Annotated in this window: 3 protein-coding genes and 1 tRNA gene; all 4 read left to right on the forward strand. The window is 47.0% G+C overall.

The annotated features are described in order from the left end of the window. The coding region (locus H6S82_RS28510) for an aldose epimerase (RefSeq protein ID WP_191057125.1) at positions 1-739 on the forward strand (739 nt) is incomplete at its 5' end. Positions 740-849: 110 nt separating this feature from the next. Further along, a tRNA-Lys gene (locus tag H6S82_RS28515) sits at positions 850-921 on the forward strand. A gap of 161 nt (positions 922-1,082) precedes the next feature. Beyond that, positions 1,083-2,162 (forward strand): class II fructose-bisphosphate aldolase, encoded by a 1,080-nt coding sequence (gene fba, locus H6S82_RS28520; protein WP_190474286.1) that lies wholly within the window; start codon positions 1,083-1,085, stop codon positions 2,160-2,162. A gap of 80 nt (positions 2,163-2,242) precedes the next feature. Further along, the coding region (locus H6S82_RS28525) for a cyclic-phosphate processing receiver domain-containing protein (RefSeq protein ID WP_191057126.1) at positions 2,243-2,566 on the forward strand (324 nt) is incomplete at its 3' end.

Raw genomic sequence — 2,566 nt, forward strand, 5'->3', positions numbered from 1 at the left:
AATCCTCTACCTGGATGCAGAGCGATTTGCCGATCCAAACTTGAGCGTTAGAGGTGGAATTCCGATCCTGTTTCCCATCTGCGGTAATTTACCCGACAATACTTACACCCATAAAGAGAAGCAATACACCCTCAAACAACACGGCTTTGCTCGCGACCTCCCCTGGGAAGTGGCCAATCAAGTCACGCAAGACCAAGTGAGCATTACCCTGGTTTTGGAAAGTGACGATGTAACTCGGAAAGTATACCCGTTTGACTTCAAACTCAGCTTTACTTACCAGATTAGGGGCAACACGCTGCAAATTCGCCAATGTTATACCAATTTATCTGACGAGCAGATGTCGTTTTCCACGGGTCTGCATCCTTATTTTTATACGTTTGACAAGACGCAGTTGCAGTTCAGGATTCCCGCCACCGAGTACCAAGATCAACGAAACAAGACAATCCATCCCTTTACGGGTAGCTTTGACTTCGACACCGATGAAATCGATGTGGCATTCCGGGATGTCAGAAGTCCATTCGCCAGCGTTACTGACACCAGTCGCAACCTCCGGCTATCCCTCAGTTACGATGAAGCCTATTCTACCCTGGTATTCTGGACTGTAAAAGGTAAAGATTACTACTGCCTGGAACCTTGGAGCGCCCCTCGTAACGCGCTCAATACTGGTGAAAATTTGATTCATGTAGAACCGGAAGCAACTTTTGAAACGCTTGTTAGTTTGACGGCAAGCTTTTTCTAAATATATTCTCGTTGGCCCCTCGGCCTGCTTCCCATTTCTTTTCGACAAACAGCTTGACTATTTCTTTTTGTTTGTGCTACATTAGTCAACGTTGTCAAAAAAAATAATTCGGGTCGCTAACTCAACGGTAGAGTACTCGGCTTTTAACCGATTAGTTCCGGGTTCGAATCCCGGGCGACCCATTTTTTTATATTAAACATTCTTATACAAAGTAGTCGCGAACTTTAATAACTCAATCTGTAGATATATGTTCCGAGAAGTTGTAAAGTATCTTAAGATTATTGTAATAATTCCGCTGGTCTGAAACTAACTAGCTGACGACTAACGTTTAGGAGGATGATTTATGGCGCTTGTACCTATGCGGCTGCTGTTGGATCACGCGGCTGAGAACGGATACGGTATTCCAGCTTACAACGTCAACAACATGGAGCAGATCCAAGCCATCATGCAGGCTGCTCAAGAGACGAATAGCCCCGTGATTTTGCAAGCTTCTCGCGGCGCTCGCAAATATGCTGGCGAAAACTTCCTGCGCCATCTGATTTTAGCGGCTGTGGAAACCTATCCCCACATCCCCATTGTCATGCACCAAGATCATGGCAACGAACCAGCCACCTGCTACTCTGCCATCAAGAACGGTTTCACCAGCGTGATGATGGACGGCTCCTTGGAAGCCGATGCGAAGACTCCAGCCAGCTACGAGTACAACGTCAGCGTTACCCGCGAAGTGGTGAAGGTTGCTCACGCGATCGGTGCTAGCGTAGAAGGCGAACTGGGTTGCTTGGGTTCTCTGGAAACCGGTATGGGTGAAGCGGAAGACGGTCACGGCTTTGAAGGAAAGCTGGATCACTCCCAACTGCTGACCGACCCCGACCAAGCAGTTGACTTCGTAGAACAAACTCAAGTTGATGCTCTGGCAGTAGCAATTGGCACCAGCCACGGCGCTTACAAGTTCACCCGCAAGCCAACTGGCGAAATCTTGGCTATCAGCCGCATCGAAGAAATTCACCGTCGTCTGCCTAACACCCACCTGGTAATGCACGGTTCCTCCTCCGTGCCAGAAGATTTGATCGCTCTGATCAACCAATACGGTGGTGCTATCCCCGAAACCTACGGTGTACCTCTGGAAGAAATCCAAAAAGGTATCAAGAGCGGTGTTCGCAAGGTAAATATTGATACCGACAACCGTTTGGCAATCACGGCAGCCGTGCGCGAAGCTTTGGCGAAAGATGCCAAGGAATTTGACCCCCGTCACTTCCTGAAGCCTTCGATTAAGTATATGCAGAAAGTTTGTGCTGAGCGTTACCAAGCTTTCGGTACTTCTGGCAATGCTACCAAGATCAAGCAAGTCTCTTTGGATGACTATGCTGCTAAATACGCTAAGGGCGAATTGAATGTTGTGACTAAGGCAGCTGTATCTGTCTAATTAAATTTGCCTCTGGTATAACTAGGGAGAGGGAAACAAATTAAGTTTTCCTCTCCTTTTTATTTTGGCTATCTCTTTATATGTCGCCACTAAGCCGATCGTACATTACGATTTTAGAAGATAACTTAGAACGAAAAGCGGAAATGAAGCGATATCTGGGCGAATTTTTTTCTACCCGGTCGGCGATATTTTTTGATAACGCCCCAGATGCGATCGCATGGCTGAAAGAGTGCTTGCAATTCTGCGCTTTGATTAGTTTAGATCGCGATTTGGGAAGCAGTTATTGGCGGGATGGAGAAATCTTCGATCCCGGAACTGGTAGAGATGTGGTCGATTATTTGGTAGCAGCGAAAGTTCAATGTCCGGTGATTATTCACTCTTCTAACTATGCTGAAGCTGGCGGA

Source organism: Planktothrix sp. FACHB-1355 (assembly GCF_014748295.1).
GTDB classification, from domain to species: domain Bacteria; phylum Cyanobacteriota; class Cyanobacteriia; order Cyanobacteriales; family Aerosakkonemataceae; genus Aerosakkonema; species Aerosakkonema funiforme_A.

What these genes read in the sequence shown, in the direction of transcription:
- fba (WP_190474286.1), top strand. Translation starts at nt 1,083, where the DNA reads ATGGCGCTTGTACCTATGCGGCTGCTGTTGGATCACGCGGCTGAGAAC.